3 protein-coding genes and 1 pseudogene are annotated in these 2,648 nt (G+C 49.0%); all 4 read left to right on the forward strand.

Going from position 1 to position 2,648, the window contains the following annotated elements; translation table 11 throughout:
• A partial coding sequence (gene rarD / locus H740_RS05825) for an EamA family transporter RarD (protein ID WP_002952346.1) occupies positions 1-737 on the forward strand: 737 nt, incomplete at its 5' end.
• A 29-nt stretch (positions 738-766) separates the two neighbouring features.
• Positions 767-1,225, forward strand: coding sequence for a hypothetical protein (locus H740_RS05830; protein ID WP_002952348.1), 459 nt, complete (start codon positions 767-769; stop codon positions 1,223-1,225).
• A gap of 66 nt (positions 1,226-1,291) precedes the next feature.
• Positions 1,292-2,222 (forward strand): annotated as a pseudogene (locus H740_RS05835) (aspartate carbamoyltransferase catalytic subunit).
• A partial coding sequence (locus H740_RS05840) for an amidohydrolase family protein (protein ID WP_002952352.1) occupies positions 2,219-2,648 on the forward strand: 430 nt, incomplete at its 3' end. The pseudogene H740_RS05835 and the gene H740_RS05840, both read left to right, overlap by 4 nt.

Here is a 2,648-nt window from a genome sequence, read left to right on the forward strand (position 1 = left end):
TTTTACTGCTCAAATTTGGCCGCAAACTAGGCGCCGCGGAGAAAATTTTAAGCAACAAAAAAACTACGTTTTGGCTATTTGTCACGGGGCTTCTCATCGCTGCTAACTGGTGGATCTACGTCTACGCCGTAAATATCGGCAAGATTGTGGAAACCAGCCTTGGATACTTCATAAATCCTCTCGTAAATATGCTCCTTGGCGTGCTGATTTTAAAAGAAAAGCTATCGCGCGCGGGCAAATTTGCCGTCGGCATCGTCTTTGTCGCTATCGGAGTGCAAATTTACGACGCGGGTGGCCTACCTATCATATCTATCATTTTGCCTATCACGTTTGGATTTTATTCGCTCATTAGAAAGCGCCTTAGCGTGCCCTCTTTGGAAGGGCTTTTCGTCGAAACCGCGCTCATAGCTCCTATCGCCCTCGTCGCGCTATTTTTCGTCGCCGCTAGCGGGCAAAACCACTTTAGTTTTTCGTGGTTTGGGCTTTTGATTGCTCTTTGCGGGCCTGCGACCGTAGTGCCGCTTTTGCTTTTTAACTCGGCGGCTACTAGGTTAAATTTGAGCACGATCGGCTATTTGCAGTATATCTCGCCCTCTATGCAGCTTTTGCTTGCCGTTTTTTACTACGGCGAGCAAGTTAGCGCGCTCAAAGCGCTGTCGTTTTTGCTGATCTGGAGCGCGCTTGCGGTGGTTAGCTTTAGCGCGATTTATAGTAAAAAAAGCAAAATTTCAGTATAACCGCAATTTAAATCAAAAAAGGAAAAACAATGTCATCTATCGCATTTTACGCCATCATCTGCGTCATAGCCGCGCTCGTGCTCTACGCGCAGATACAAAAAACAACGAGAAAGATTGACGAGGACGGCACTCTAGCAAACAACTCCCCAGAGGCCGTACGTCAAATTTCGGTGCAAAAATACAAGGATTTTTGCGAGATCATTAACGGCGAGCTAAGAGAGCTAAAGATGAAAGCGCTCTACGACGACGCCCTAAAAAACGAGGATCTAAAGGAAAAATTTTTAGAAAGCCTAAGCGAGATGAGTAAGAAGCTGACGTTTATCGAGACGATGAACACCGCTAGAAACCCCGACAAATGGGAAAGCGAGCTCTTTGAGGTGCTTAGCCGCCTAGACGATCTCGTCACGGAAAATTTCAAAGACGGCGAGCGGGCGGGCGACGAGATCAGACAGCGTCTGGGCGCGGAGTTTGGCAAGCTGCAAAATTAAACCTTAAGTAAAAACGGGGTAATATCGCTTTTTTGATTTAACTCTATCTTTCTAAGGAAAAAACGGATGAGCTATACCAAAAAAGACCTCGTAACCGCTGCAAATTTAACCAAAGACGAAATTTACCATTTCCTAAATTTAGCCAAGGAGTTTAAGGCGTTAAATAACTCCGAGACCAAAAAAGCCAAGTCGCTCTACGGCAAAACGACCGTAAACGCCTTTTTCGAAAACTCGACCAGGACGCGGACGAGCTTTGAGATTGCGGCTAAGCGCCTAGGAGCAGACGCTATAAATTTCACAGCCTCAAGCTCCAGCACCAAAAAAGGCGAAACGCTCATCGACACCGTCCATAACATCGTCGCGATGAAAACGGACATCGTAGTCGTGCGCCACTACAGCTCGGGTGCGGCTAAATTTATCGCCGAAAATACGGGCGCCCACGTCGTAAACGCGGGCGACGGCCTCAATGAACACCCTAGCCAAGCGCTACTTGATCTCTTTACTATACTGGAAAATCGCGGCAGCCTAGAAAATCTCACGGTCGCTATCATCGGCGATGTCTTTCACAGCCGCGTAGCGCGCTCAAATATCTACGTCCTAAAAACGCTCGGAGCTAGGGTTAAGCTTTTTGGCCCGCCGTGTTTTTACGGGTATGGAGGCTTTCGGCTGTCAAATTTGCACCGATATGCAAGGGGCGATCGAGGACTCGGACGTCATCATCATGCTGCGTATCCAGCTAGAGCGTCAGGACGATGAGATCGCATTTCCGTCCGTGCGCGAATACTCCAAATTTTTCGGCCTAACCCAAGCCAAGATGAAATACGCCAAAGATGGCGTCATGATCATGCATCCCGGTCCGATAAACCGCGGCGTCGAGATAAACTCCGACGTAGCCGACAATCCGCGCTACTCGCACGTGCTAAATCAGGTCGAAAACGGCGTCGCCGTCAGGATGGCGATCCTAGATACTCTCATCAAAAACAAAGGCGCAAAATGAAAACTCTCATAAAAAACGGCACGATCGTAAATCATAACGGTTCGCAAAGAGCAAACGTCCTGATAGACGGCGACAAGATCGCTCTCATCACGGCTGACGAACCTGCGGCTGATAAAGTAATAGACGCTAGCGGCAAGCTAGTAATGCCTGGCCTAATCGACATGCACGTGCATTTTCGAGATCCCGGCCTTGAGTATAAAGACGATATAAACACGGGCTCTGAAACCGCGGTCGCGGGCGGCGTAACAACCTGCTGCCCGATGGCAAATACAAATCCCGTAAACGACAACGCCGTCGTCACGCGCGATATGGTAACTAAGGCAAAAGCTCGCGGCCTCATCGACCTGCTTCCTATCGGCGCGATAACCAGCAAGATGGACGGCAAAAAGTGCGTAGAGATGGGCGATATGACCGAGGCGGGCGCAG

It is taken from the genome of Campylobacter showae CC57C (assembly GCF_000344295.2).
GTDB lineage: Bacteria > Campylobacterota > Campylobacteria > Campylobacterales > Campylobacteraceae > Campylobacter_A > Campylobacter_A showae_B.

Excerpts from the sequence above, each read along its gene's own strand:
- H740_RS05830 (WP_002952348.1), top strand. The coding sequence starts at position 767 with ATGTCATCTATCGCATTTTACGCCATCATCTGCGTCATAGCCGCGCTC.